Raw genomic sequence first — 24109 nt, 5'->3', positions numbered from 1 at the left:
TTTACTGCCTTGACTTGGTTTACTAATTATTAATTAACTCAAACAAATTCTTATTAAAAGCAAACTACTTTAAATTCAGTTCTTCGGTTTATTCTATGTTCGTCATCTGTACATGGTACGTTATTAGCACATTTGGTATTCTTTAATTCACTCTCTCCTGCTCCACGGCCAACTAGCCTACTTCTTGAAATGCCTTTACCAACAATATAATTTACCGTAGCATCTGCTCTTCTTTGAGATAAACTTAGATTATAAGCATCACCTCCTTGGCTATCTGTGTGAGAAGACATTTCTACAGTAATACTTGGGTTGTCTTGCATTAACTTCACCACATAATCTAAATCTGGTTTTGCAGCTGGTAAAATAATTGCTTTGTCTAAATCGAAGTTTATATTGTCTAATTTAATGGCAACTCCACATGGATCTATACACATTTCAAAATCAATAAATAAAGTGCTTTCTCTATTGTAAGAGTCGGTAGCCACTTCTACTTCATTAGAGAAATAACCATCTTTTTTACCATTTAAGCCATACCTTGAAGCTTGTTTTAAATGAAAGATAAAATCTCCTTCTGCATCAGATAGTGTGTTTTTTTGCCCTGCTCTAAGCTTATCTTTTAAGATAATATCTACGCCTTGTATTCCGTTAGGAGAATTACATTCTACCACATTTCCTTTTAAAATGAAATTTTCATCAGCATATACAATCACTTTTTGTATACCTGCACTTTCCTTTTTACAGTTTTTAAAATCTTCTTTTGTAATGCTTCCTTCTTCTAATGTAACATTGTATAGTTTTCCTCTAATTACATAATTATCTTCTGGTACTTCTGTAAAAACAACAACTCCATAAGAATTTGTAGTAGCAGTTTGTACAATATTACCATTTAGATCAGTTAATACAACATCTGTATTAGGTAACGTTTCTCCTGTAAATTTATCTTTGGCTGTTACCGTTACATTACAACCACAAGTTGCACAACAATAAGGTGTGTGATTTTCACCACAAACTGGACAAGATTTTTCCTTTTTACTGAACTTGAAAGTAACCCCTGCAAATAAACCAACTGATGAAATATCGCAATCGCACGGTTCACTTCTTACCATCGGATTTCCTTGATCAATATAAAATTCTCCAGCATCCTCCGTAAAGGGTTGGTAACTTGCAGAAAGTCCACCTTCATTTAACTCCGTAACACCGAAGTGTCGTATATAATAGGCTCCTGCATTAATTCCAAAATTTTCGGATAAGAAATAAGTAAAACGAACCTGACCTTTAAATGTAAATACACTTGATGCATTATAACCAGCATGAAAATTTAATATGTTTGCTGCTGTTGGACCTGCTAAAAGTGTTCTACCACCTTTTATGGATGCTAATCCAAAACGTGTATTAAATTCAGTTTTAAATTTACCAGAATTACTTCTTATTTGCACATTTGGGCCAATTCCATAAAACATACGTGTAATTTTAGCTTCGGATAAGGTTGTAGGTAAAGTACTTGCAATAATTGGATACGTACTTTCTGGCTTGTTTTTGATGTAATCAAAATCTACACCTAGCCCAAACCATGTCCAGTAATAATCTAAGGAAATTCCTAAATCTAAACCACCTTTATAATCGATATAGGGTGTATTGTTATTATAGGTCGGAAAATCGTATCCAACTCTGGGACTTAATTGTAAATAATTTTTGTCTAGAGACTGTTGTTGCCCCATTGATAAAAATGCATTTGCAAATACAAATAGCATTAATATTACTTTTAATAAATTTTTCATAATAGAGTTTGTTTTACAAAAAAGCATTTCTTCTTTATTGCTTCTTATCTGATTAATACAGAACAAATATTCTATTAAATTTCAATCTTTTATAGAGTGATTATATAAACTGACGTTTTCAATCTATAAATGGTAATGATGAGGTTATATAGAAGGGTATCTGTATATTTTAGAAAGTTAACCCCACAAAAAAACCGATTCATTTCTGAATCGGTTTGTAATATTATAGTTGATTGAAGTCTATCCTCCAAAATCATCAAAACGAATATTTTCGTCTGCAAGACCAAAATCTTCACCCATTTTCTGAACTGCATTGTTCATTAATGGAGGTCCACAGAAATACAATTCTAAATCTTCTGGTGAGTCATGTTTAGATAAATAATTATCAATTACACAATTGTGAATAAACCCAACAAAACCATCTCCAGCTTCATCATGAATATCTGTTTTCTTTGTCCAGTTATCTGCCTCAGTTGGGTCAGATAAAGCAATATAGAATTTAAAGTTTGGAAAATCTTTTTCCAATGCTCTAAAGTGTTCGATATAAAATAATTCTGCTTTAGAACGACCTCCATACCAATATGTTACTTTTCTACCCGTTTTTAAGGTTCTGAATAAATGATATAAGTGAGAACGCATTGGTGCCATACCTGCTCCACCACCTACATATAACATTTCTGCTTCAGACTCATTAATAAAGAACTCTCCATAAGGTCCAGAAATAACACATTTATCTCCTTTTTTAAGGTTGAAAATATATGAAGATGCAATACCAGGATTAACATCCATCCAGCCACCTTTTACTCTATCAAAAGGAGGTGTTGCAATACGTACATTTAACATAATTTCTCTTCCCTCTGCTGGGTAAGAAGCCATAGAATATGCTCTTTCTATAGTTTCTGTATTTTTCATTACTAATGGACGTAAGTTAAACTTATCCCACTCACCTTCAAACTTATCTGGTGTATCGTGCTCTTCTGGGTGTGCGGTAATATCCATATCAGAATATTTTACCTCACAAGCTGGAATTTCAATTTGAATATATCCACCTGCTTTATACCCCATATCTTCCGGAATTTCAACAACAAACTCCTTAATAAAAGTCGCTACGTTGTAATTTCTAACAACAACGGCATCAAATTTCTTAATTCCAAAAATTTCTTCTGGAATAGAAATATCCATATCTTGTTTTACTTTTACTTGACAAGCTAAACGAATTCCTTCTTTTAATTCTTTACGAGTAAAGTTAGGTATTTCTGTTGGCAAAGCTTCACCTCCACCAGAATTTACGTGACACTCACATTGAATACAAGTTCCACCACCTCCACATGCAGATGGTAAAAATATCTTTTCGTTTCCTAAAGTTGATAGAAGAGAACTTCCTGAACCAACTTCTATTTTACGCTCACCATTAATAGTAATTGTTACTGGACCAGATGGCGATAGTTTTTGTTTTACAAATAATAATAATGCTACCAATACCAGTGTTAATACTAAAAAAGCTGCTACTGTTGCAATTATGGTTCCTGTTGTACCTGCTGCTAATATCATATCTACTCTTGGTTTGTATTTGTGTTTACAGCTACAATTTCTTTCGTAGCTGGTTTTACTTCTTCTTTCTTAATGCTAGCTTCTGTAGCTGGCTTTTCTTCTTCTTCATCACCACCACCAGTTAACATTCCTCCAAAGCTCATAAATCCAATAGCCATTAATCCTGTAATGATAAACGTAATTCCTAAACCTCTTAAAGCAGGTGGAACGTTAGAGTATCTAATTTTTTCACGAATTGCAGCAATTGCTACAATAGCTAAAAACCACCCAATTCCAGAACCAACTCCGTAAGTTAATGCTAAACCTAAGGTAGGAATCTCACGAGATTGCATAAATAAACTTCCACCTAAAATAGCACAGTTTACTGCAATTAACGGTAAGAAAATACCAAGTGAGTTGTATAATGAAGGTGAGAATTTTTCAACAATAATCTCTACCAACTGTACCATGGTTGCAATAGTTGCAATAAACATGATGAATGATAAGAAACTTAAGTCGTATTCTGCATACTCTGCACCTAACCATTTTAATGCGCCTGGTTGTAAGATATATTGATCTAATAACCAGTTTAATGGTACAGTTACTGCTAATACAAAAATTACAGCAGCTCCTAAACCAACGGCAGTAGTTACTTTTTTAGATACGGCAAGGTAAGAACACATTCCTAAGAATACTGAAAATACCATGTTATCTATAAATATCGATTTGAAAAATAATTCTATATGTTCCATATTTTTAGTTTTCAGTTTTTAGTATCAGTATTTAGTGAGCATTTTACTGCAAACTATAACTGCTTACTACAAACTCATTTTAATTTTCTTCTATTAATGATGTATTTTTACTACGCTGTATCCAAATAATAATACCAACTACAATTAATGCCATTGGAGGCATAATCATAAATCCATTATTCTCGTAACCAAATGCATACAAACCTGTTTTAGTAATAGGATCTCCTAAAACTTTAAATCCTAATAAAGTACCAGAACCTAATAATTCTCTAAAGAAACCTACAATAACTAAAATTAAACCATAACCTGCAGCATTACCAATTCCATCTAAGAAAGATTTCCAAGGTCCGTTTGCTAAAGCAAAAGCTTCAAAACGTCCCATAATAATACAGTTTGTAATAATTAGCCCAACAAAAACAGAAAGTGTTTTACTCAGTTCGTAAGCAAAAGCTTTTAAAACTAAATCGACCACAATTACTAAAGCAGCAACTACAACTAGTTGTACAATAATTCTAATTTTAGATGGTATAATGTTACGCATTAATGAAATAACCACGTTTCCTACAGCTAATACTGCCATTACTGAAAACGCCATAATAATAGATGCTTTTAATTCTGCTGTAATAGCTAAAGCAGAACAAATACCTAATACTTGTATAGTAATAGGGTTGTCATCTAATAAAGGATCTGTAATTAATGCTGCGTCTTTTTTTGATAAAAGTCCCATAAATTATTTTTTTAAAGTTTTAAAATAAGGAATGTAAAGCTTTAACTCATCTTTAATCATTGCAGACACTCCGTTACCTGTAATTGTTGCTCCAGCGATGGCATCTACCTCATTATCCGTTTTGTCTACGTTCATAGGGTCATTATTACCTTTTGCTACATCAACTCCTTTAAAGTTTCCATTGCTAGATAATAAGTGTTCTCCAATAAAATCATCCATAAAAAAACGTTGTTTTATGTTTGCACCTAAACCAGCAGTTTCTCCTTTATGATCAAAGTAAGCACCTTGTATAACCATGTCCTTATCTATAGAAATATAAGCCCAAATTGCATCCCAAAGTCCTTTTCCTCTAATTGGTGCAATATAAAAAGTAACACCATCTTTCTCACCTATAAACAAAGGTAAGCGACGTTCGTTTCCTTCTTTTGCGCTTGTTTGTTCTTTTTTAATATCAATTAAAAATGCTTTATCATCCTCAGTAACTTTATCACCTTGAATAACTAATTGTTTTTTAATGTATTTTTTAAATTCCTCTTGAGCAATATCTGTAGAAACAAAGTTTGCACTTGTTTCGTCATTATCATTTACGCCCATAGCGTACAAGATATTTTGCTGTTTTTCTATACGTTGATTCGCAGTTATGGTTGGTCTTAAAGACGAAGCCGTAAAAGCCAACATAGTACCAACAACTAATACCATTGCTACGGCAAAAATCATTGTATATGAATTACTATCTGTTCTCTTACTCATAATTAGGCAGTTTTAACTTTAGTACGTTTTAATCTTTTCTTTACATTTCCTTGTACCACATAATGATCTATTGTTGGAGCAAAAACATTCATTAATAAGATTGCTAAAAATACTCCTTCTGGGTACGCAGGGTTAAATACACGAATCATAATTGACATAAAACCAATTAAGAAACCGTAAATCCATTTCCCTTTATTTGTTTGTGATGCTGTTACAGGATCTGTAGCCATAAAAACAGCTCCAAATGCTAAACCACCAATCATTAAGTGTTCCCACCAAACCGTATTCATTAATCCGTAAAACGAACTAGATTCTGTAATAATATCTGCTGCTACAATTTGATTAAAGATTAATCCCATAACGGCTGCCCCTAAAAATGTAGAAACAATAATTCTCCAACTTCCAATCTTAGTAAAGATTAAGAAAGCAGCTCCTAAAAGGATTAATAATGTAGATGTTTCTCCAACAGAACCAGGAATGAATCCCATGAACTTATCAAAATTAGAATAAATCACCTCACTGTTTTGAGCATAACTACCTAAAATAGTTTCACCAGAAATTGCATCTGCAGTTCCTGCTCTATTTACAGCATCGTGTACCCAAACTTTATCTCCAGACATCCATGTTGGATATGCGAAAAATAAGAAAGCTCTAATGGTTAAAGCAGGGTTTAAGATGTTCATTCCTGTACCACCAAAAACTTCTTTACCGATTACTACACCAAAAACAACGGCAACAGCCAACATCCATAACGGTGTATCAACTGGTACAATTAATGGCACTAACATACCTGTTACTAAGTATCCTTCTTCTACTTCATGACCTTTAATGATCGCAAAAATGAATTCTACTCCAAGACCAACTCCGTAAGAAACAATTACTAGTGGTAATACTTTTAAGATTCCAATCCAAAGATTATCTAACGTAAAAAAGTTAGCTAATACATCTGCTCTTAAAGAACCATCTATTGCTGCATAGTGTTGATAACCTGCATTAAACATTCCAAAAAGCAAACAAGGAACTAAAGCCATAATTACCGTATTCATGGTACGCTTTAAATCGTCTGCTGCTTTTATATGAGTTCCTCCGTGAGTAACATCATTTGGTAAATATAAAAAGGTATGGATTGCATTAAATGCAGGTGCCATTTTGGTTCCTTTATATTTCTCTTTTAAATTATGTAAATTTTGTTTTAAGCCCATAATCTTATCCTAATTCTTCTCTCATTAAATCTAAACCTTCACGTATTATTTTCTGGTGAGGTTGTTTAGATACACAAATAAATTCTGTTAGTGCAAAATCTTCCGGAGCTACTTCGTAACCTCCTAAAGCTTCCATTTCATCTAAATCTTTATACATACATGCTTTTAACAATTGCATTGGATAAATATCTAAAGGAAAAACATTTTCGTAAGAACCTGTTACAACAAATGCTCTATGCTCTCCGTTTGTGTTTGTATTTAAATCGTATTTTTTCTTTGGCGTTAACCAAGAAAAAGTTAATGCTCTAGATGTAGATACTTTATTAAAAACTGGTTTGTTCCAACCAAATAATTCATAATCATCTCCTTCTGGAATTGCAGTAATCTGATTGTCATAATACCCTAAAGAATCCGCTTCTTTTACTTGCTTTCCAGAAAGTACGTTTCCACTAATGATTCTTGTATTATCATTTACTAAATTTCCAGCAGTAACATCTGCAATAGTTGCTCCTGCAATAGCAGTAACATATTGTGGATTGCTAAATTTAGAACCTGTTAAAGCTACTGTTCTAGTTGCATTATACTTACCTGTTAAAAGTAATTCTCCAATAACAATTAAGTCTTGTGGTGTAACTACCCAAACAACTTCTCCTTTGTTAATAGGATCTATATTTGCAATTAAAGTACTCACATTCCCAGAAGGATGCGGACCAGAAACCTTGTGCAATTCTATTTCTTTTATGTTAGCTAAAGGTGAGTTAGAATTGGCTCCTACAGAAACATGCACTTTACCTTCAGTTAGTTTAGAAACCGCTGTAATTGCTGCTTGCAATTCGGCTTCTTTACCTGCTAAAGTAAAATCTAAGTCTGCTGCTAAAGGTGCACTTGCATAACCAGAAACAAAAATAGCTTTAGGTGCTTGGTTTGGATTTGCAACAACATCAAAAGGACGTTGTTTTACAAATGGCCAACAACCAGAAGCAAATAAATGATTCTTAACTTCTTCTGCAGACATTTTAGCTGCATCTTTAGCCCCGAAATCTTTATATTCTTGTGTTGTGTCTGCAGAAATTTTAACTGCTAATACTTTTCTTCTTGCTCCACGTATAACCTCTACTACTTTACCAGAAACAGGACTAGGAAATAAAATGCGTTCGTCACTTTTTGAATAAAAAAGTACTTCTCCTGCTTTTACTTCTGCTCCTTCTTTGGCTACAAGTTTAGGTGTAATTCCGTGAAAGTCTTCTGGCTTAACCGCATAAATACTACTTAAAGAAACCTCTTTAGTCGTTTTTTCTGCAGCGCCAATAAGCTTAATATCTAAGCCTTTTTTAATACGAATGTCTTTTGACATAGTAAATTGGAATTGTTAGTTATCTTAAAAAATCAAGCAAATTTAGGCTTTTTGCTATGTATGAGTGAAACATTTTAACTTTTATCTTAGTTAAATATTCTTATTTATAATTAATCTAAATAACACGAATAAATGAAAACGTTTAAGTTATAAATTTTGGCTTAAATATTGATAATTAAAACAAATGAACACTATTTTTGTAACATGTATAAAAAGCTTCTAATCACTGTTTCAATCCTATTTTGCCTAAACTCTTTTTCGCAAAACATAAAATCTATTCAGTTAAGACCACTGCAAGAAAACAACTTTTCTGCCATTGTTCCTTTAGGCACTGTATTAGAATTATCTTTTGATGATTTAGATGCAGATAGTAAAGATTATCAATACAAAATAGCACACATGACGCATGATTGGGAACCTAGCAGATTGTCATCTAGCCAATACATTAATGGTTTTGATCAAAATACCATTATAGAAGTAACCAATTCTTTTAACACATTACAAAGTTACTCCCATTATTCTGTTCAAATACCGAATGTAAATACAGTAATTACCAAAAGTGGAAACTACCTTTTATCTGTTTTAAATAGTTATGATGAGCTTATGTTTACAAGGCGTTTTGTTTTGTACGAAAATGCGACTACCGTTGGTGTATCCGTAGAAAGAAGTAGAAATACAAAAACATTAAACACACAACAAACGGTTCAGTTTTCTATAACACATCCAAACATACAGATAAACAACCCTAGTCAAGAAATAAATGTTGTTATCTTAAAAAATAATAATTGGAATGAAAAAATAACAGACCTACAACCTACCTTTTTTAAACCCAATCAATTATTATATACGTACACCAACAAAACTAATTTTTGGGGAGGAAACGAGTACTTGTATTTCGATAATAAGATTATTAGAAATAATAGTTTAAACGTAGTAAAAGTAATTAAGGAAGATGTTTTTCATCATTATTTATATCCTTATACGTTTAATCAATTTAACGAATACAAATACAACCCAGATATTAACGGACAATTTGTGGTTAGAACTATAGAAGCAGATGATTCTAGAACGGAAGCAGATTATGCAATGATGCACTTTTCTGTTTTAGCTGATGAACCTATTGCTAATAAAGATCTTTATGTTTACGGTGCTTTTAATGATTTTAATATTACGGAAGAAAACAGAATGGACTATAATTCTAAGGAAAAATACTATGCTGCAAATATGCTTTTAAAACAAGGTTTTTATAATTACACTTTTGTTACTTTAGATGCTAATGGAAATGTAAATACAAATGATATACTTGGTACATTTTATGAAACCGAAAACGAGTACACTGTAATTGTATATTACAAACCTTTTGGTAGTTTTTATGAACGTGTAATCGGTATTGGAACAGGTTATTTCAATCAGAATAGGTAAACAAAATATTGCTTTTTTATTATAAAATTAGCATGCTTTAAAAAATATTACACACATACTACTTTATGAAATCATTAAAAAAGAATATTACTTTTAAAGTTATAATAGGCTACATCATACTTGGTCTTTTAGCAACTATTGCTGGTTTTTTAGTGCTTTCTGAACTAAAAACATTTACACAATTACAAAAACAAGATATCTCCGATAGAAATGTGATTGTTAGAACCGGAACTTTAATAGCCCACATATACAAAAATGAAAGCATCGCTAGAGCTGCACTACAGTTAAATTCTCCAACAAAATTTAATGAATACCTAGAAGAAAACAAAAAATTAGTATCAAAAATAGACTCACTGAGCCTTATTGTTACTAACAATTCTCAAGAGTTTATTTTAGATAGTATAAAATTAATTATTGATAAAAAATTGAAAAATATTATAGATTTAAAAGATCTAAATACCAACTACGATTCTAACAAGCCTATAACTGAAGCTATAAATAAATTAGGCTCTATAGACTCTTTACTTTTAAAAATTACAATAAATGATTTTATTAAAAATCCTTTATATTTTGATAACGGAACGAGTTCTAAGTTAGAAAATTTTGCACTAGCTCTAAACCAATACGTACCCAAAGATTCTATCAATAATATTGAACAAAAGCAAATAGACTCGTTAGTTTCTATTTCTAGAAAAATGCTAAAAGAGGCTCAAAATAAAAACAACAGCCAGCGCTTCTACCTTAGAAAAAAGCAAAATGAACTTATAAATAATGATTTAACCATTTCTAGAAAACTACAAGAATTGTTAGAAAATCTTGAAAAAGACATCCTTTTCTACACTAGTAATATGGACAAGCAACGAGAAGCAACATTAAACCAGAGTAGAAAAATTATCTTATTTGCAGCCGGAATTAGTTTTATCATCATTATTATTTTTTCTATAATAATTTTAAGTGATTTCTGGAAAACCCAGCGCTATCGTTTACAGTTAGAAAAGGCGAATAGCACAACACAGTCACTTTTAAAAAGTAGAGAACAGTTAATTTCTATGGTAAGCCATGATTTAAGAACTCCGCTAAGTACTATTTCTGGTTTTAGTGAACTACTCCAAAAATCGACAGAAAACACAAAAGACAAAAATTATTTAGACCATATACGAAGCGCATCTACATATATGGGGCAGTTGGTAAATGATCTTTTAGAATTCTCTAAACTAGAAAATGGTCATATTGCTATAGAATCTATTCCTTTTAATCTAGAGAATTATATTAATGAGATTATTCTAAATTCGAAAAATATCATTCAAGACAAACCTGTACGCTTTGTTATTAAACAGGACGATTCCATTAACAGTCTTATTATTAGTGATCCTTTTCGAATTAAACAGATTCTATATAATTTAATTGTAAATGCGTGTAAATTTACAAACGAGGGCACTATTACTATTCAAAGTTCTATAAAGCAACAAGACCACAAAAGTACCTTAGAAATTTTAATTATAGATACTGGAATCGGGATTAGTAAAGACAAAAAGGCAACTATTTTTAATGCTTTTAATCAAGCAGAAAATGCAAGCGACAACAATTTAAAAGGTTTTGGTTTGGGCTTAACCATCTCTAAAAAATTAGTAGAACTTTTAGGCGGAAAACTAACTCTAGATAGCAAACTAAATGTAGGAAGTACTTTTACCTTAAAAATACCAGTAAAATTATCTGACAAACCAATTATAAAAACTGAAGAAACTAAAAAGACAACTACTGCTTTTAACTTAACCGCTGTTGTTGTAGAAGACGATGCTTCTGTTCGCCTACTTTTAAATGATTTTTTAAAACAATTTAATATTAAAGTATACACATTTGAGAATGCACAAAATGCTATTAATGCTATAGATGAAATTTCATATGATTTTGTAATCACAGATATTCAACTTCCAAAAATGAATGGAATCCATTTTATGGAAATCCTTAAAAATCATAAACTTTACAAAAACCAACCGATTATCGCAATGACCGGACGTGCAAATATTTCTAGAGAAGAGTATTTAAAAATTGGCTTTGCAGAAGTATTGATAAAACCTTTTAACTCTAACCAACTTCAAGATGTTTTACATCGCTTTTTTAAGTCGAGTAGCATACCACTTAAAACCAAAGTAGTAGAAGGTGCTGAAAAAGCAACTGTAGGTTTTAGTATAAAATCTTTACAATCTTTTTTAGGTAATGATATTGCTTCCATAAAAAACACCTTACATATTTTTTTAGAAGACACTAAAAAGAATAGCTTAACACTGATAAAAGCCAAAGAAGAGACTGATATTAAGAAGCTAAATGAAATAAGCCACAAGATGCTTAGTATGTTTAAGCAGCTGGAGGTAAAAGCCGTAATTCCTTATTTAGAAGTATTTGAAACTACGACAACTATTAATAAAGCCGAATTTATTGATTTTGAGAAACAATTAAATATTTTTATAACAACTTTAGAAGAGTACCTTAATTAAGATCATACTCTTTCATTTTATTATAAAGTGTTTTTCTAGTAACATTTAATAATTTTGCTGCTTGAGTCTTATTATTTCCTGCTTCTTCTAGCGCACTAATAATGAGTACTTTTTCGTTTTCTTTTGTAGAAAATTTGTTTGATGAAACAGTGTTTTCTTTTACTTTAGTTAATTCACTTGGTAAAACATCTACATCAATAACTTCTGTTTTTGTTAATAAAGTAGCTCTTTTAATCACATTAGATAATTCCCTTAAGTTACCAGGCCACTGATAATTCTGAAAAATAGTTAATACTTTTTTAGAAAAACCAATTACAGATTTATTCAACTGTTGGTTTGCCTTGTTTAAAAAGAAATCTGCATATAAGATTAAATCGTCTTTTCTGTCTTTTAAATTAGGGACTTTTATAGAGAATTCATTTAAACGATGGTACAAATCTTCTCTAAAATCGCCTTTTTCAACTGCCAAAAGTAAATCTTCATTTGTTGCGGTGATTAAGCGAATATCAACATTAATTTCTTTACTACTTCCAACTGGTTTAATTCTTCTTTCTTGCAAAGCACGTAACAGTTGTATTTGATTTTCATAAGACAAATTACCAACTTCATCTAAAAAAAGAGTTCCTCCATTTGCAGACTCAAAATGCCCAATCTTATCCTCATTAGCGCCTGTAAAAGATCCTTTTTTATGTCCGAAAAATTCACTTGAAGCTATTTCTCTAGGTATTGCACCGCAATCTACCGCTATAAATGGTTTGTTATGCCTAGGACTTTGTAAGTGAATTGTTTTTGCAACCACCTCTTTCCCAGTACCACTTTCACCCGTAACCAGCACAGACATATTAATAGGAGCTACAAGAGCAATATATTCATCAAGAACTTTAGAAGAACTGCTAATACCTTTTACAAAACCAGTATCTGCTTTACTTCTTTCTTTTTCTTGCTGTGCCTCTTTTTGTTGTTTTTGTTGATGTTCAGCAACATCATCTGCCTTTTCCTCTAAAGCATTGCTAATAACTTCTAAGACCTCAGTTGGGTTAAAAGGTTTCGAAATATAATCAAAAGCCCCTTGTTTCATTGCTTGTACAGCTGTAGAAACTTCTGCATAACTAGTCATTAAAACTACTGGAGTAGCCTTTTTACTAAGTTTTATTTGCTTTAACAAGGCAATTCCATCACCATCTGGAAGACGTAAATCTGTAAAAACTAAATCGTAATTCTTCTTTTCTAACTGTTGCAAAGCATTTTTTATATTATAACTCACCTCCACAACATATTTATGTCGTTTAAGAAACTGCTTCAACATTTCTGAAAATGCTACATCATCTTCAACTAATAAAATCTCCTTCATAAAGCTTATACATTTGTTACAAAAATATTAAGATAAATTGATTGTAATCAAAAAAAAGACATTTTAATTAAAAAATGTCTTTCTCTTCTGAAAAATTGAGTTTAAAAAAATTTTGAACCTTTTTACTACTCAGTTTTTTCTTCACTAAAATCCCCTTCTTCTTTTGCTGTTATAATGTCTGTACCTTTTAACCAGTTACCTTCTTTATCTAAATAAACTACACCTTTTGTTCCATCTGCAGTAAGTTCAATCTTGTATTGCTCACTATCATTTAGATATGCTTTAACAACAGTGGCTGTAGAAAAATCTCTTGAAATTGAGGTAGAAACTGCTTCTGGTAATTCCTTTATTTCAATTTCTTTAAAATCGTCATTGGTTGCTACCATCACAATTTCGTCTACATTATTGGTATTAATATCGTTCGCTGCAAATACTGTTGCTCCACTTGTTAAAACTGCTACAGTTAATGTTAAAACTAATTTTCTCATGATTTTATATTTTTGATTATTTTATAATTGAATGTGTGATAATTAAAGATCACTTAGACCTATAATTGTGTTACTTGTTTTTATGAACCAGACTTTACTCTATTACTACAACATCAGATTCTTCTAACCAATTTCCATCTTTATCAGCGTAAACTACACTTTCAGTTCCATCAGTAGTCAATTCTATTTTATACTGCTCACTGCCATTTACATAAGCTTTTACAACAGTAGCTGTTGGAAAATCTTTTAAAACTGCGTTAGAAACTGCTTCTGGTAATTCTTCTAATGTAATTTCTTTAAAATCGTCATTACTTACTACAACTACAATTTCGTCTACATTGTTCGTATTGATATCGTTTGCTGCAAATACTGTTGCTCCACTTGTTAAGACTGCTACGGTTAATGTTAAAACTAATTTTCTCATGATTTTATATTTTTATATTATTTTATGATTGAATGTGTGATAATTAAAGGTTCCTTAGACCTATAATTGTGTTACTTATTTTTTATGAATCGGACTTTACTCTATTACTACAACATCAGATTCTTCTAACCAATTCCCATCTTTATCTGCATAAACTACACTTTCAGTTCCATCAGTAGTCAATTCTATTTTATACTGCTCACTGCCATTTACATAAGCTTTTACAACAGTAGCTGTTGGAAAATCTTTTAAAACTGCGTTAGAAACTGCTTCTGGTAATTCTTCTAATGTGATTTCTTTAAAATCGTCATTACTTACTACAACTACAATTTCGTCTACATTATTTGTATTGATATCGTTTGCTGCAAATACTGTTGCTCCACTTGTTAAAACTGCTACGGTTAATGTTAAAACTAATTTTCTCATGATTTTATATTTTTATATTATTTTATGATTGAATACTTTTAAATTAAAGACTTTTAAATCTATAATTACTTTATTTTTCTTGACTGATACAAACCTATTATTCAGCTGTTACAACTTATTCAATTGTTACAACATCGGCTTCTTCTAACCAATTCCCTTCTTTATCTGCATAAACTACCTTTTCTTCTCCATCTAAAGTAAGTTCAAATTTATATTGCTCACTTCCGTTTACATATGCTTTAATAGCTGTTGCTGTTCCAAAATCTTTTACAATTGCACTAGAAACCGCTGCTGGTAATTCTTTTACGCTGATTTCTTTAAAATCGTCATTGGTTACTACAACTACAATTCCATCTGCATTGTTTGTATTGATATTGTTCGCTGCAAATACTGATACTCCACTTGTTAAAAGTGCTACGGTTACTGTTAAAACTAATTTTCTCATGGTTTTGTATTTTTTAAATTATTAATTACTTTAAGATTGAATATTTATAAACTGAAGATCCTAAGACCTACAACTACTTTACTATATAGACTATTATAACTTTACTCCTTCACTACAACATCACCTTCTTCTATCCAATTCCCCTCTTTGTCTGCATAAACTACAGCGTCAGTTTCATCAATAGTAAGATCAATTTTATATTGTTCACTACCATTTACATATAGTTTGTTAACTGTAGCTGATGGAAAGTTTTTTATAATTGCATTAGAAACTGCTTCTGGTAATTCCTTTGCTGAAATTTCTTTAAAATCATCATTAGTTACTACAACAACAATTTCATCTGCATTGTTTGTATTGATATTGTTTGCTGCAAATACTGATACTCCACTTGTTAAAAGTGCTACGGTTACTGTTAAAATTAATTTTCTCATGATTGTATGTTTTTAATTATTAATTATTTTTTGTGATTAGGTATTTTGAAATTTATAATTATAGATCCCTAGCCTATAACTACAACACTTTTATGCTCTTACCTCTTTATCTTTTAACCAATGCCCTTTTTTATCTGCAAAAACAACGAATTTTGTTTCATCATCTATAGTAAGTGCAATCTTGTATTGCTTACTCTCATTCACATAAACTTTAGTAACAAAGGCAGCTATAAAGTCTTTTACAATTGCAGTTTTAACAGCTACCGGAACTTCTTTTAAAGTAATTTCTTTAAAATCTTTACGCATTACCTCAACATATTCGTTAGAATTAATATTGTTGTTTGCTAAAGCAGAACTTGAAATTCCACTTGTTAAGATTGCTACAGTTATAGTTAAAATTATTTTTCTCATAATTAAGGACTTAATTGGTATTCAGAATTGAGTTAAAAGTTATTGGTTTAAAAATTACGCTCCTTGTTTAGCAATAACATCTTCTTCTTTTAACCAATTACCTTCTTTGTCTGCGTAAACTACACTTTCAGTTTCATCAATAGTAAGTTCAATTTTATATTGCTCACTTTCGTTTACGTATGCTTTACCAATAATAGCCGTTGCATAATCTTTTAAAATTGCATTACTTACTGCTTCTGGCAAATCTTCTAAAGCAACTTCTTTAAATTCTTCATTTACTGTCATCACAATTACTTCATCAGAATGATTACTATTGTTGATGTTTGCTGCTGAGATTGAAACTCCACTTGATAAAATTGCTACTGCTACTGTAAAAATTAATTTTTTCATGATATAAGTTTTTAAGGTTGTTATTATTTCTGATTAGTATATAGAAATAAATATGCCATGTAGAATCACTTCGTAACAATCATCAGTAAACACCTTAAAAACAAGAACTTAGAACTCCGTCGCTTTTATACCACTTTAATTAACCCGTGTAAAACATGTGTAATTAATTGTGTAAATGAGTAAACTTTACACAATCTAAGATAGAAGAGCGTCCATAATAAGAAAATGTATTACACAAAAAACTAAAAAGAATAACAGAGTAGCCCCTATCTATGAATATTTAGATCTTGTAAAAGTTGTTTATGAGAAAACCAATCATATATGTACTATAAATTAAAAAAAACATAAATCAGATTAAAAATCATTTGTAATTTAAAATCAAAAAAACTACATTTACTATCAATGATAAACCAAATTACAAAAGGCATAAAAATTTCTGTTGATACTAAATACAAAGGCACAAATTATAGAAACAACAGACTGCACCACATTTTTGGGTATATAATTACTATTGAAAATAAATCTACCGAAACTGTAAAACTAACAGATCGATTTTGGACAATTTTTGATACACTTAATAACACAGAAATTGTAAGTGGAGAAGGTGTTGTAGGACAAACACCAATTTTAAAACCAAACGACATATATAAGTATGGTTCTGGTTGTTTTTTAGAATCTAACATTGGCGCGATGAAAGGGTTTTACACCATGATAAACCTAGAAACTTTTGAACAATTTAAAGTAATTATACCAACCTTTCAACTAACCACACAATCAATATTAAACTAACCAAATCTAAAAAGAAAACAATTATCATAAAAGATCCTGCATGTTTAAATTGTGGGCATCCTTTTAGTGGACATGAAAAATTTTGTCCAGATTGTGGCCAAGAGAATAAAGGAAATAGAATTACTTTTTACAGCTTTATTCATCATTTATTTAATGGGTTGTTTAATTTTGATGCTAAATTTTGGAAAACATTAATTCCACTTTTAATAAGACCCGGAGAGGTTTCTAAAAATTACATTGCAGGGAAAAGACAGCGTTATTCTAACCCATTTAAATTCTACTTAACTGTTTCTGTTATCTTCTTTTTAATTATTGGTATTACAGATAGCTATAACGATTTTAATAATTTTAGAAATGGGAAAAATCCGAACAATACGGATATTTTTAATGCTATAAATCTCAATTTAAAAGAAGATCAAAAAAAGGATTCTATCTTAAATTTAAAAGAAACAGATTCCACATTAACTGCTATTAAAGATACTATTTCTAAAATGCCATTCCTTAAAGTTGGTGGCAAAGAAATAAAAATAGTTAAAATGTTGAAGTTTCAAAAACAGCACCCTAACCTTTATGTAGATGACGCTTTAGATAGCCTAAAAATACATAAAAGTTTTTCTAATAAATTTTGGTATTCTAGGTCTCAGTTAATCAATACTATTTATACAGATAGCACAGTTTCCAAAAAGTTAAAAAAGCAATTTCTTTCCTACTCTTCAATTGCGTTATTTATACTACTACCCTTATTTACACTCTTTTTAAAATTTATTTACATCCGAAGTAAGTTTACCTATGTAGAACATTTAATATTTGTTTTCCATACGCAAACCCTCTTTTTCTTGCTGCTTTCAATTTTTTATATTCTAAACATCTTTATAAAAACAGACAGTTATGCAGGTTTATTTTTATTGCTTTTTTTATTATATTTATTTCTAGCAATGAAAAACTTTTACGAACAAAGCTTTATTAAAACATTATTTAAATACTTATTTGCAAATGTTTTATTTATGATTTTCACTTCATTAGGTGTTGTTTTTATTTCCTTTATTGCTTTTGCATTGTTTTAGATCTAAATGTTACATTTTCTATAAAAATCCTTTAAGCTTTATACTTTTTTACAAAGTGTTTTAGCAAAATCTCCTTTCTTTTTAACATTTAATCATTAATACCTTCACAGAAAATAAACATCTTGTTTTCAGCTATTTAATTCCCTATATTTGGTTTACCAAACTGGTTTACCAAATATTATTAATATTAAACAACAATTAACATGAACAAAAAGTATTTTTTAGCAGCATTACTTTTATTAATCACACAAATTTCTACCTCCCAGACAACGTATAATATTGACGATCCGGAAGACGTAAGAAATGTACTCTACGAACCTGGAGATGTCATTATCTTAAAAAATGGAACTTATGATACAGACGAAAGAATAAGGTTTCTGGGATCTGGTACTGCAGAAAACCCTGTTACCTTAAGAGCAGAAACTCCTGGTGGTGTAATTTTTACCGGAGGACCTAGATTAACTATCGGTGGTGAAACAGAAGACGGTGTAAAAGTTGCTACTGGTGAATATCTAGTAGTAGATGGTTTTCATTGGAAAGGCGGTTATGGTGCCAGTAACTTTATAGAGTTTAGAAACGGTTACGACCTTGCGCACCATAGTACAATTCAGAACTGTGTAATTGATGGTTTAAAAATAGAACCAGATGATCTTGCCGATGATTTAGAAGATGGATCGATTACAAAACATAGATGGATCGTTTTATTTGGAACTTATAATACCGTAATTAATTGTTCTTTTTTAAATAAATCTAGTGCAGGTGCAATTGTATTGGCAGAGTACGCCTATAATGCTTGGGCACCTCCTTATGATGAACCAGAAGATGGTGAACCAGATAATGGATTTGAAACCGTAAATACTCGTTGTGATTTAGTAGGACATACGATTATGAATAATTATTTCTATAATTTTGAAAAAATGGATGCCAGCAAAAGTAATGCTGGAGATAGTGAAACCATACGTATCGGTACAAGTGAATATCAAAATATAAATAGTGGAGCCGTTGTTAGTAATAACTATTTTGTACAAGCCGATGGTGAAAATGAAATTATTACAAATAAAAGTAAAAACAATACGTACACAAACAATACATTTAGAAGGTCTAGAGGCTCGTTAGTACTTAGACATGGCTCTAATGCAACTGTAGATGGTAATTACTTTTTAGGAGAAGGAGTTGATGGTACAGGTGGAATTAGAATAACAGATAGCGACCATACAATTACCAACAACTATATTCAAGATTGCGTTACAGTTCTTGACCAAGCCAAATGGAATAATGGTATCACATTTATAGGAGGATCTGATAATAACTCTGTTGATTGTACTTCTACAAGTGTATCTAATGGATATCAAAAAACTGAAAATATTATTGTTTCTAATAATTCAATTGTAAACACAAATGCTCCTTTATTTTATAACACAGATAAAGGATCAACAGACCCTACAGGAACAATTTCAAATAACTTAATTTATTTCACGGTTAATAATCCAAATATAACAAATCTTATTTCTGGCGATACTGAAACTTCTTACACAAATTTAGGTACAAAATTAACTTATACAGGAAACGTATATACAGGTACAAGTTTAGGCGAAACCAATGAAGGTTTTTCTGAAAAAACAGCAATTACAGCTACAGCAGATGGCGAGATTTTAACGTTTTCAGGAACAGGATCTATTGGTAAAGGAGCTGATATGGGAGCTTATAGACCAGCAACAGATGATATGGTTGGACATGGAATTGGAGCTTGTTTTGCTGATAATTTAGGAAATAGCATTCTTGATGGTGATTGTACAATTGAAGTAATTGAATCTTTAACAGTAAGCAGCATGCCTTCATTTACTGCAGCCGCAGGAAGCAATGATGTTTCTGTAAATGCAAACGTTAGCTGGACAGCAGTATCTAATAATGATTGGATTTCTATTGATATTAATTCTGGAACTGGTAATGCAACTATCTCTGTTACAGTAACAAAAAATACAGAAACTACAAACAGAACCGGTACGGTAACTTTTACACAAGATGCTGGAGGAGATAATATTGTAAGAACTTTAAATATTACGCAAGAAGGTGCAGATTTAACCGATTTATATAAGTTAATTAATACAGGAACCGGATTAGCTACAGATAAAGTAACCGTTCATTCTTTCTCTAAAGAAAACAGCTCTAAAAGTGAGTTTGCTACTAATTCCTTAGACAAAGACTTAGATACAGAATGGACCGCAGACGACGGTACTATTATCTCTGGAGATTACAAAGGTGATGGTGAATACGTTATTTACGATTTAGGAAGTTCACAAACTTTAAATTTAATTCAGTTTAACACCACTAATAAATCAGACGCATTCGGATTTCAAATCTACGTCTCTAACACAGGAACAGAAGATGATAATTTCTCTATGATATTACCTACTTCTGGTGATTTACTATTAACAGCTATAAGCACTACAGAATTTAATCAATATCAAGTAAATACAGAAGCGCGTTATGTTAAATTATTAGGTTTTGGACGATTTAATAGTACTGCAGATAAAAGAGAAAGTGCTTGGACAGCCATTACGGAAATAGAGTTTTATGGTTCTTCTAATTTAGGAGTAGATGAATTTTCTTCAGCAGAAGAGTTAGGTTTAGAGTTTTATCCAAACCCTATTACTAATAATATGTTATACATCAACAGAACTTCAACAGAATTTAACACAGTTAAAGTATACTCTATTTTAGGAACTAAAATTTTAGAAACTAAATTAGAAAACAATAATGCTATAGGCAAGGTAGATGTATCTTTTTTAAATGCAGGTTTGTATTTTGTTGAAGTAAATAACGGAAAACAAAAAGCAGTTAAGAAAATACTAATTTCAAAATAATTAAAAGCAATATTTTAATGAACAGAACAGCTATCTAAGTTAGATAGCTGTTTTATTTTATAAATTATAATATTTTGCTTTTCAGAGGATTTAAAACATCCAAATAAGTAATATCAACCTTACTTTTTTCTTTTTTTACAGAAGTAACACTTACAGTTTCTACAGTATTTCTTTTCATTTTAGGAGAAGTCTCAGTATTTCCTAAATTTTCATTCTGATGAAAACCTAATATTTTTTCTTGATGAAATTCATCATTTTCTAACAACCAATTAGAAAACCAAACTTGCCTCATTTCTTTCATTTTTTCTGTGTACAAAGTAGAAGAAGACCAAATTTTAGGTTCTTGTGTTAATTTATTAAAATGTTTTATATTTCCATCCCAAACCAATTCGTAGGTATCTAATTGATTTTTCCAATCCACTAAAATTAAAGTAAAAGGTTCTATTTCGGTAAAATCATAATTATTTATATAAGCCACTCCATCATCAGCAGATAAAATATTTTTTACAATAAGACCTCTACTTATTTTATAAGAACTCTTTCTTGTATGTATTTTAAAACCACCGTTTAAAAGGCAAACCAATCGACTTTTATCACTCAAACCAATCCAAGTTCCGCCGGCTAATTCGTCTTTTGGATACGTTAACTGAACACCATTTTCTATATAATTTTGGGGTGGAATTGTATTTCTTAGTGGAGTCTCGTCTCTATTAGAAGTTAAGATAAAATCATTATTCCCTAAAGGCAAATAACTTACTGTACACATACATTTTATAATTAATTATGATAAACTTTACGTTTAGACGATATCTTTATACATTCCTTAACAAAGGACATAAAAATTCAGTTAAAATTATTGAAACAAAAATTGTAACTTTGAAACTCAAAATTAGTCGATTAAAACTTAAAATACACACAAATGTCAAGAGGATTTTATAATGTTCCGAAAGCAGTAAACGAACCTGTAAAAGGGTACGCTCCGGGCTCTCCTGAAAAGGAAGAATTATTAGCTACTTATAAAGCTATGTATAACAGCAATATTGATGTGCCAATGCACATTAATGGTGAAGAAGTTAGAACAGGAAATACTAAAAATATTACTCCTCCTCATGATCATAAACATGTGGTTGGGCAATATCACACAGCAGATAAAACGCATGTAGACACTGCTATTTCTACAGCTTTAGCTGCTAGAGAGGCTTGGTCTAGCGTAAGTTGGATGGAACGTGCTGCAATTTTCTTAAAGGCTGCAGAATTACTAGCAGGACCTTATAGAGCAAGAATGAATGCAGCAACTATGATTGCGCAATCTAAAAACGTGTATCAAGCAGAAATTGATGCTGCTTGTGAAATGATTGACTTCTTCCGTTTTAACGTAGAATACATGACGGATATTTTTAAAGATCAACCAACATCTTCCCCTGGAGTTTGGAACAGAGTTGAATACAGACCTTTAGAAGGATTTATCTACGCTATTTCTCCTTTTAACTTTACATCTATTGCTGCAAATTTACCTGCATCAGCTGCATTAATGGGTAATGTTGTTGTTTGGAAACCTTCTGATCATCAAGCATATTCTGCACAAGTAATTGTAGATTTATTTAAAGAAGCTGGTTTGCCAGATGGTGTTATAAACGTTGTTTACGGGGATCCAGTTATGATCTCTGATACTGTATTAAGTTCTCCAGATTTCTCTGGATTACACTTTACAGGTTCTACACATGTTTTTAAAGAATTATGGAAGCAAATTGGTACTAATATCCATACATATAAAACGTATCCAAGAATTGTTGGAGAAACTGGTGGAAAAGATTTTATCTGGGTTCACAACTCTTCTAATCCTTTACAAGTTGCAACTGCAATGACAAGAGGTGCTTTTGAATACCAAGGTCAAAAATGTTCTGCTGCTTCTCGTTCTTACATTCCTGCGTCACTTTGGCCAGAGGTTAAGAAACATTTAATTGCACAAGTAAGTGAGTTAAAAATGGGATCTCCAGAAGATACTTCAAACTTTATAAACGCAGTGATTCACGAAGGTTCTTTTGATAAAATTACAAGTTATATCGAAGCTGCTAAAAAAGATAAAGACGCTGAAATAATTATTGGTGGAAACCATGATAAATCTGTTGGTTACTTTATTGAGCCTACTGTAATTGTTAGTCAATCTCCAAAATACGCAACCATGACAACTGAGTTATTTGGACCAGTGATGACGGTTTATGTATATGAGGATGCAGATTGGGAAGCTTCTTTAAAATTAGTAGATGAATCTACAGAATACGGATTAACAGGTGCTATCTTTTCTACTGATAGATATATTGTAGAAAAAGCTTCTAAAGCATTAGAAAATGCTGCAGGAAACTTTTATATTAACGACAAGCCATCTGGAGCTGTTGTTGGTCAGCAACCATTTGGAGGAGCAAGAGCTTCTGGAACAAATGATAAAGCTGGTTCTGCACAAAACTTATTACGTTGGACTTCTGTTAGATTGATAAAAGAAACATTGGTTTCTCCTACAGATTATAAATACCCTTTCTTAGGATAGGAAAAAATAATATTTAGTAAAAAACCGTATCAAATTTGATACGGTTTTTTTATTTCCCTATTTTAGTAAAAAAACTATGGAATATAAATATTTAATGTATGCACATTTAATAACGGTTGTTCCGTGTGTCTTTATTGGCGCTTATCTTTTAGCTGTAAAAAAAGGAACTCCTTTTCATAGAAACTTAGGTAAAACCTATATGCTGTTAATGATGATTACAGCAGTTATTACCCTTTTTATGCCTGCTTATGTTGGCCCACAGTTTTTAAATCATTTTGGGCTTATTCATTTATTTAGTTTTTTAACACTTTATAGTATTCCTACGGCTATTATTGCCATAAAAAAGAAACAAATTAAAAAACATAAACTAAAAATGATCTTTCTCTATGTTGGTGCTATTGTTATTGCTGGAGGTTTTACATTTACTCCTGGTAGATATTTACACACTCTTTTTTTTAGATAATAAGAATA

At 31.0% G+C, this 24109-nt stretch carries 23 protein-coding genes; 7 read left to right on the top strand and 16 right to left on the bottom strand.

Translation table 11 applies throughout. The annotated features are described in order from the left end of the window. Positions 1–53: 53 nt before the first annotated feature. The 7 genes from H0I28_RS16675 to H0I28_RS16645 all read right to left on the bottom strand — a co-directional run bounded on the left by H0I28_RS16675 (position 54) and on the right by H0I28_RS16645 (position 8093). The gene (locus tag H0I28_RS16675) at positions 54–1778 is read right to left on the bottom strand and encodes an OmpA family protein (RefSeq protein ID WP_218759833.1); all 1725 of its coding nucleotides are present in this window, start codon (positions 1776–1778) and stop codon (positions 54–56) included. Between the two features lie 240 nt (positions 1779–2018). Continuing rightward, positions 2019–3329, bottom strand: a complete 1311-nt coding sequence (gene nqrF / locus H0I28_RS16670) for an NADH:ubiquinone reductase (Na(+)-transporting) subunit F (RefSeq protein ID WP_218732525.1) — start codon at positions 3327–3329, stop codon at positions 2019–2021. Positions 3330–3331: 2 nt separating this feature from the next. Continuing rightward, positions 3332–4060 carry an NADH:ubiquinone reductase (Na(+)-transporting) subunit E gene (gene nqrE, locus H0I28_RS16665; RefSeq protein ID WP_218732524.1) on the bottom strand — a complete coding sequence of 243 codons (729 nt, stop codon included), beginning with the start codon at positions 4058–4060 and terminating at the stop codon, positions 3332–3334. A gap of 79 nt (positions 4061–4139) precedes the next feature. Beyond that, positions 4140–4787 (bottom strand): NADH:ubiquinone reductase (Na(+)-transporting) subunit D, encoded by a 648-nt coding sequence (locus tag H0I28_RS16660; RefSeq protein WP_218732523.1) that lies wholly within the window; start codon positions 4785–4787, stop codon positions 4140–4142. A gap of 3 nt (positions 4788–4790) precedes the next feature. After that, positions 4791–5537, bottom strand: coding sequence for a Na(+)-translocating NADH-quinone reductase subunit C (locus tag H0I28_RS16655; RefSeq protein WP_218732522.1), 747 nt, complete (start codon positions 5535–5537; stop codon positions 4791–4793). 2 nt (positions 5538–5539) lie between these two features. Further along, on the bottom strand, positions 5540–6739 hold the full coding sequence (locus H0I28_RS16650) for an NADH:ubiquinone reductase (Na(+)-transporting) subunit B (RefSeq protein ID WP_218732521.1): 1200 nt from the start codon (positions 6737–6739) through the stop codon (positions 5540–5542). Positions 6740–6743: 4 nt separating this feature from the next. Then, positions 6744–8093, bottom strand: a complete 1350-nt coding sequence (locus tag H0I28_RS16645; protein ID WP_218759832.1) for a Na(+)-translocating NADH-quinone reductase subunit A — start codon at positions 8091–8093, stop codon at positions 6744–6746. Positions 8094–8297: 204 nt separating this feature from the next. On the opposite strand from H0I28_RS16645, the gene H0I28_RS16640 reads away from it, so the two are divergent. Both H0I28_RS16640 and H0I28_RS16635 read left to right on the top strand, forming a co-directional pair. Beyond that, a complete protein-coding gene (locus H0I28_RS16640) occupies positions 8298–9515 on the top strand; it encodes a DUF5103 domain-containing protein (RefSeq protein WP_218759831.1) in 1218 nt (405 codons plus the stop codon). A 65-nt stretch (positions 9516–9580) separates the two neighbouring features. Next, positions 9581–12010, top strand: a complete 2430-nt coding sequence (locus tag H0I28_RS16635) for an ATP-binding protein (protein WP_218759830.1) — start codon at positions 9581–9583, stop codon at positions 12008–12010. On the opposite strand, the gene H0I28_RS16630 is transcribed toward H0I28_RS16635, so the two are convergent. The 8 genes from H0I28_RS16630 to H0I28_RS16595 all read right to left on the bottom strand — a co-directional run bounded on the left by H0I28_RS16630 (position 12003) and on the right by H0I28_RS16595 (position 16376). Then, entirely contained in the window at positions 12003–13361 is a 1359-nt protein-coding gene (locus H0I28_RS16630) for a sigma-54 dependent transcriptional regulator (RefSeq protein WP_218732517.1), read from the bottom strand. The genes H0I28_RS16635 and H0I28_RS16630 overlap by 8 nt on opposite strands. Positions 13362–13486: 125 nt before the next feature. Continuing rightward, a complete protein-coding gene (locus H0I28_RS16625; protein ID WP_165731914.1) occupies positions 13487–13849 on the bottom strand; it encodes a hypothetical protein in 363 nt (120 codons plus the stop codon). 94 nt (positions 13850–13943) lie between these two features. Continuing rightward, a complete protein-coding gene (locus tag H0I28_RS16620; RefSeq protein ID WP_218732516.1) occupies positions 13944–14273 on the bottom strand; it encodes a hypothetical protein in 330 nt (109 codons plus the stop codon). A 96-nt stretch (positions 14274–14369) separates the two neighbouring features. Next, positions 14370–14699 (bottom strand): hypothetical protein, encoded by a 330-nt coding sequence (locus tag H0I28_RS16615; protein ID WP_218732516.1) that lies wholly within the window; start codon positions 14697–14699, stop codon positions 14370–14372. Positions 14700–14814: 115 nt separating this feature from the next. Continuing rightward, positions 14815–15144 (bottom strand): hypothetical protein, encoded by a 330-nt coding sequence (locus tag H0I28_RS16610; protein ID WP_218759829.1) that lies wholly within the window; start codon positions 15142–15144, stop codon positions 14815–14817. Positions 15145–15245: 101 nt separating this feature from the next. Next, positions 15246–15575: a hypothetical protein gene (locus tag H0I28_RS16605; protein WP_218732513.1), complete on the bottom strand. Its 330-nt coding sequence runs from the start codon at positions 15573–15575 to the stop codon at positions 15246–15248. Positions 15576–15665: 90 nt separating this feature from the next. Next, positions 15666–15986: a hypothetical protein gene (locus H0I28_RS16600; RefSeq protein ID WP_218732512.1), complete on the bottom strand. Its 321-nt coding sequence runs from the start codon at positions 15984–15986 to the stop codon at positions 15666–15668. 54 nt (positions 15987–16040) lie between these two features. Further along, the gene (locus H0I28_RS16595; protein WP_218732511.1) at positions 16041–16376 is read right to left on the bottom strand and encodes a hypothetical protein; all 336 of its coding nucleotides are present in this window, start codon (positions 16374–16376) and stop codon (positions 16041–16043) included. A gap of 402 nt (positions 16377–16778) precedes the next feature. On the opposite strand from H0I28_RS16595, the gene apaG reads away from it, so the two are divergent. The 3 genes from apaG to H0I28_RS16580 all read left to right on the top strand — a co-directional run bounded on the left by apaG (position 16779) and on the right by H0I28_RS16580 (position 21093). Further along, positions 16779–17165 (top strand): Co2+/Mg2+ efflux protein ApaG, encoded by a 387-nt coding sequence (gene apaG, locus H0I28_RS16590; RefSeq protein ID WP_218759828.1) that lies wholly within the window; start codon positions 16779–16781, stop codon positions 17163–17165. A gap of 158 nt (positions 17166–17323) precedes the next feature. Continuing rightward, positions 17324–18229, top strand: coding sequence for a DUF3667 domain-containing protein (locus tag H0I28_RS16585; RefSeq protein WP_218732509.1), 906 nt, complete (start codon positions 17324–17326; stop codon positions 18227–18229). Positions 18230–18432: 203 nt separating this feature from the next. Then, entirely contained in the window at positions 18433–21093 is a 2661-nt protein-coding gene (locus tag H0I28_RS16580; RefSeq protein WP_218759826.1) for a chondroitinase-B domain-containing protein, read from the top strand. Positions 21094–21157: 64 nt separating this feature from the next. Here H0I28_RS16580 and H0I28_RS16575 read toward each other — a convergent pair whose 3' ends face one another. After that, positions 21158–21859, bottom strand: coding sequence for an NRDE family protein (locus H0I28_RS16575; protein ID WP_218759825.1), 702 nt, complete (start codon positions 21857–21859; stop codon positions 21158–21160). A 153-nt stretch (positions 21860–22012) separates the two neighbouring features. On the opposite strand from H0I28_RS16575, the gene pruA reads away from it, so the two are divergent. After that, a complete protein-coding gene (pruA, locus tag H0I28_RS16570) occupies positions 22013–23638 on the top strand; it encodes an L-glutamate gamma-semialdehyde dehydrogenase (RefSeq protein ID WP_218732506.1) in 1626 nt (541 codons plus the stop codon). A gap of 76 nt (positions 23639–23714) precedes the next feature. Beyond that, the gene (locus H0I28_RS16565; RefSeq protein WP_218759824.1) at positions 23715–24101 is read left to right on the top strand and encodes a DUF2306 domain-containing protein; all 387 of its coding nucleotides are present in this window, start codon (positions 23715–23717) and stop codon (positions 24099–24101) included. The last annotated feature ends 8 nt before the right edge of the window (positions 24102–24109 follow it).

The sequence above is a fragment of the Polaribacter sp. AHE13PA genome (assembly GCF_019278505.1).
Classification (GTDB): Bacteria; Bacteroidota; Bacteroidia; order Flavobacteriales; family Flavobacteriaceae; genus Polaribacter.
The sequence above is the reverse complement of the archived record's forward strand: the minus strand, read 5'-3'. Positions and strand labels throughout refer to the sequence as shown.

Coding starts and splice junctions, on each gene's coding strand:
- H0I28_RS16625 (WP_165731914.1), bottom strand. CDS start 13,849: ATGAGAAAATTAGTTTTAACATTAACTGTAGCAGTTTTAACAAGTGGA.
- H0I28_RS16610 (WP_218759829.1), bottom strand. CDS start 15,144: ATGAGAAAATTAGTTTTAACAGTAACCGTAGCACTTTTAACAAGTGGA.
- H0I28_RS16675 (WP_218759833.1), bottom strand. CDS start 1,778: ATGAAAAATTTATTAAAAGTAATATTAATGCTATTTGTATTTGCAAAT.
- H0I28_RS16640 (WP_218759831.1), top strand. CDS start 8,298: ATGTATAAAAAGCTTCTAATCACTGTTTCAATCCTATTTTGCCTAAAC.
- H0I28_RS16620 (WP_218732516.1), bottom strand. CDS start 14,273: ATGAGAAAATTAGTTTTAACATTAACCGTAGCAGTCTTAACAAGTGGA.
- H0I28_RS16565 (WP_218759824.1), top strand. CDS start 23,715: ATGGAATATAAATATTTAATGTATGCACATTTAATAACGGTTGTTCCG.
- H0I28_RS16605 (WP_218732513.1), bottom strand. CDS start 15,575: ATGAGAAAATTAATTTTAACAGTAACCGTAGCACTTTTAACAAGTGGA.
- nqrF (WP_218732525.1), bottom strand. CDS start 3,329: ATGATATTAGCAGCAGGTACAACAGGAACCATAATTGCAACAGTAGCA.
- H0I28_RS16660 (WP_218732523.1), bottom strand. CDS start 4,787: ATGGGACTTTTATCAAAAAAAGACGCAGCATTAATTACAGATCCTTTA.
- H0I28_RS16575 (WP_218759825.1), bottom strand. CDS start 21,859: ATGTGTACAGTAAGTTATTTGCCTTTAGGGAATAATGATTTTATCTTA.
- H0I28_RS16655 (WP_218732522.1), bottom strand. CDS start 5,537: ATGAGTAAGAGAACAGATAGTAATTCATATACAATGATTTTTGCCGTA.
- H0I28_RS16645 (WP_218759832.1), bottom strand. CDS start 8,093: ATGTCAAAAGACATTCGTATTAAAAAAGGCTTAGATATTAAGCTTATT.
- pruA (WP_218732506.1), top strand. CDS start 22,013: ATGTCAAGAGGATTTTATAATGTTCCGAAAGCAGTAAACGAACCTGTA.
- H0I28_RS16595 (WP_218732511.1), bottom strand. CDS start 16,376: ATGAAAAAATTAATTTTTACAGTAGCAGTAGCAATTTTATCAAGTGGA.
- H0I28_RS16635 (WP_218759830.1), top strand. CDS start 9,581: ATGAAATCATTAAAAAAGAATATTACTTTTAAAGTTATAATAGGCTAC.
- H0I28_RS16630 (WP_218732517.1), bottom strand. CDS start 13,361: ATGAAGGAGATTTTATTAGTTGAAGATGATGTAGCATTTTCAGAAATG.
- apaG (WP_218759828.1), top strand. CDS start 16,779: ATGATAAACCAAATTACAAAAGGCATAAAAATTTCTGTTGATACTAAA.
- H0I28_RS16615 (WP_218732516.1), bottom strand. CDS start 14,699: ATGAGAAAATTAGTTTTAACATTAACCGTAGCAGTTTTAACAAGTGGA.
- nqrE (WP_218732524.1), bottom strand. CDS start 4,060: ATGGAACATATAGAATTATTTTTCAAATCGATATTTATAGATAACATG.
- H0I28_RS16580 (WP_218759826.1), top strand. CDS start 18,433: ATGAACAAAAAGTATTTTTTAGCAGCATTACTTTTATTAATCACACAA.
- H0I28_RS16600 (WP_218732512.1), bottom strand. CDS start 15,986: ATGAGAAAAATAATTTTAACTATAACTGTAGCAATCTTAACAAGTGGA.
- H0I28_RS16650 (WP_218732521.1), bottom strand. CDS start 6,739: ATGGGCTTAAAACAAAATTTACATAATTTAAAAGAGAAATATAAAGGA.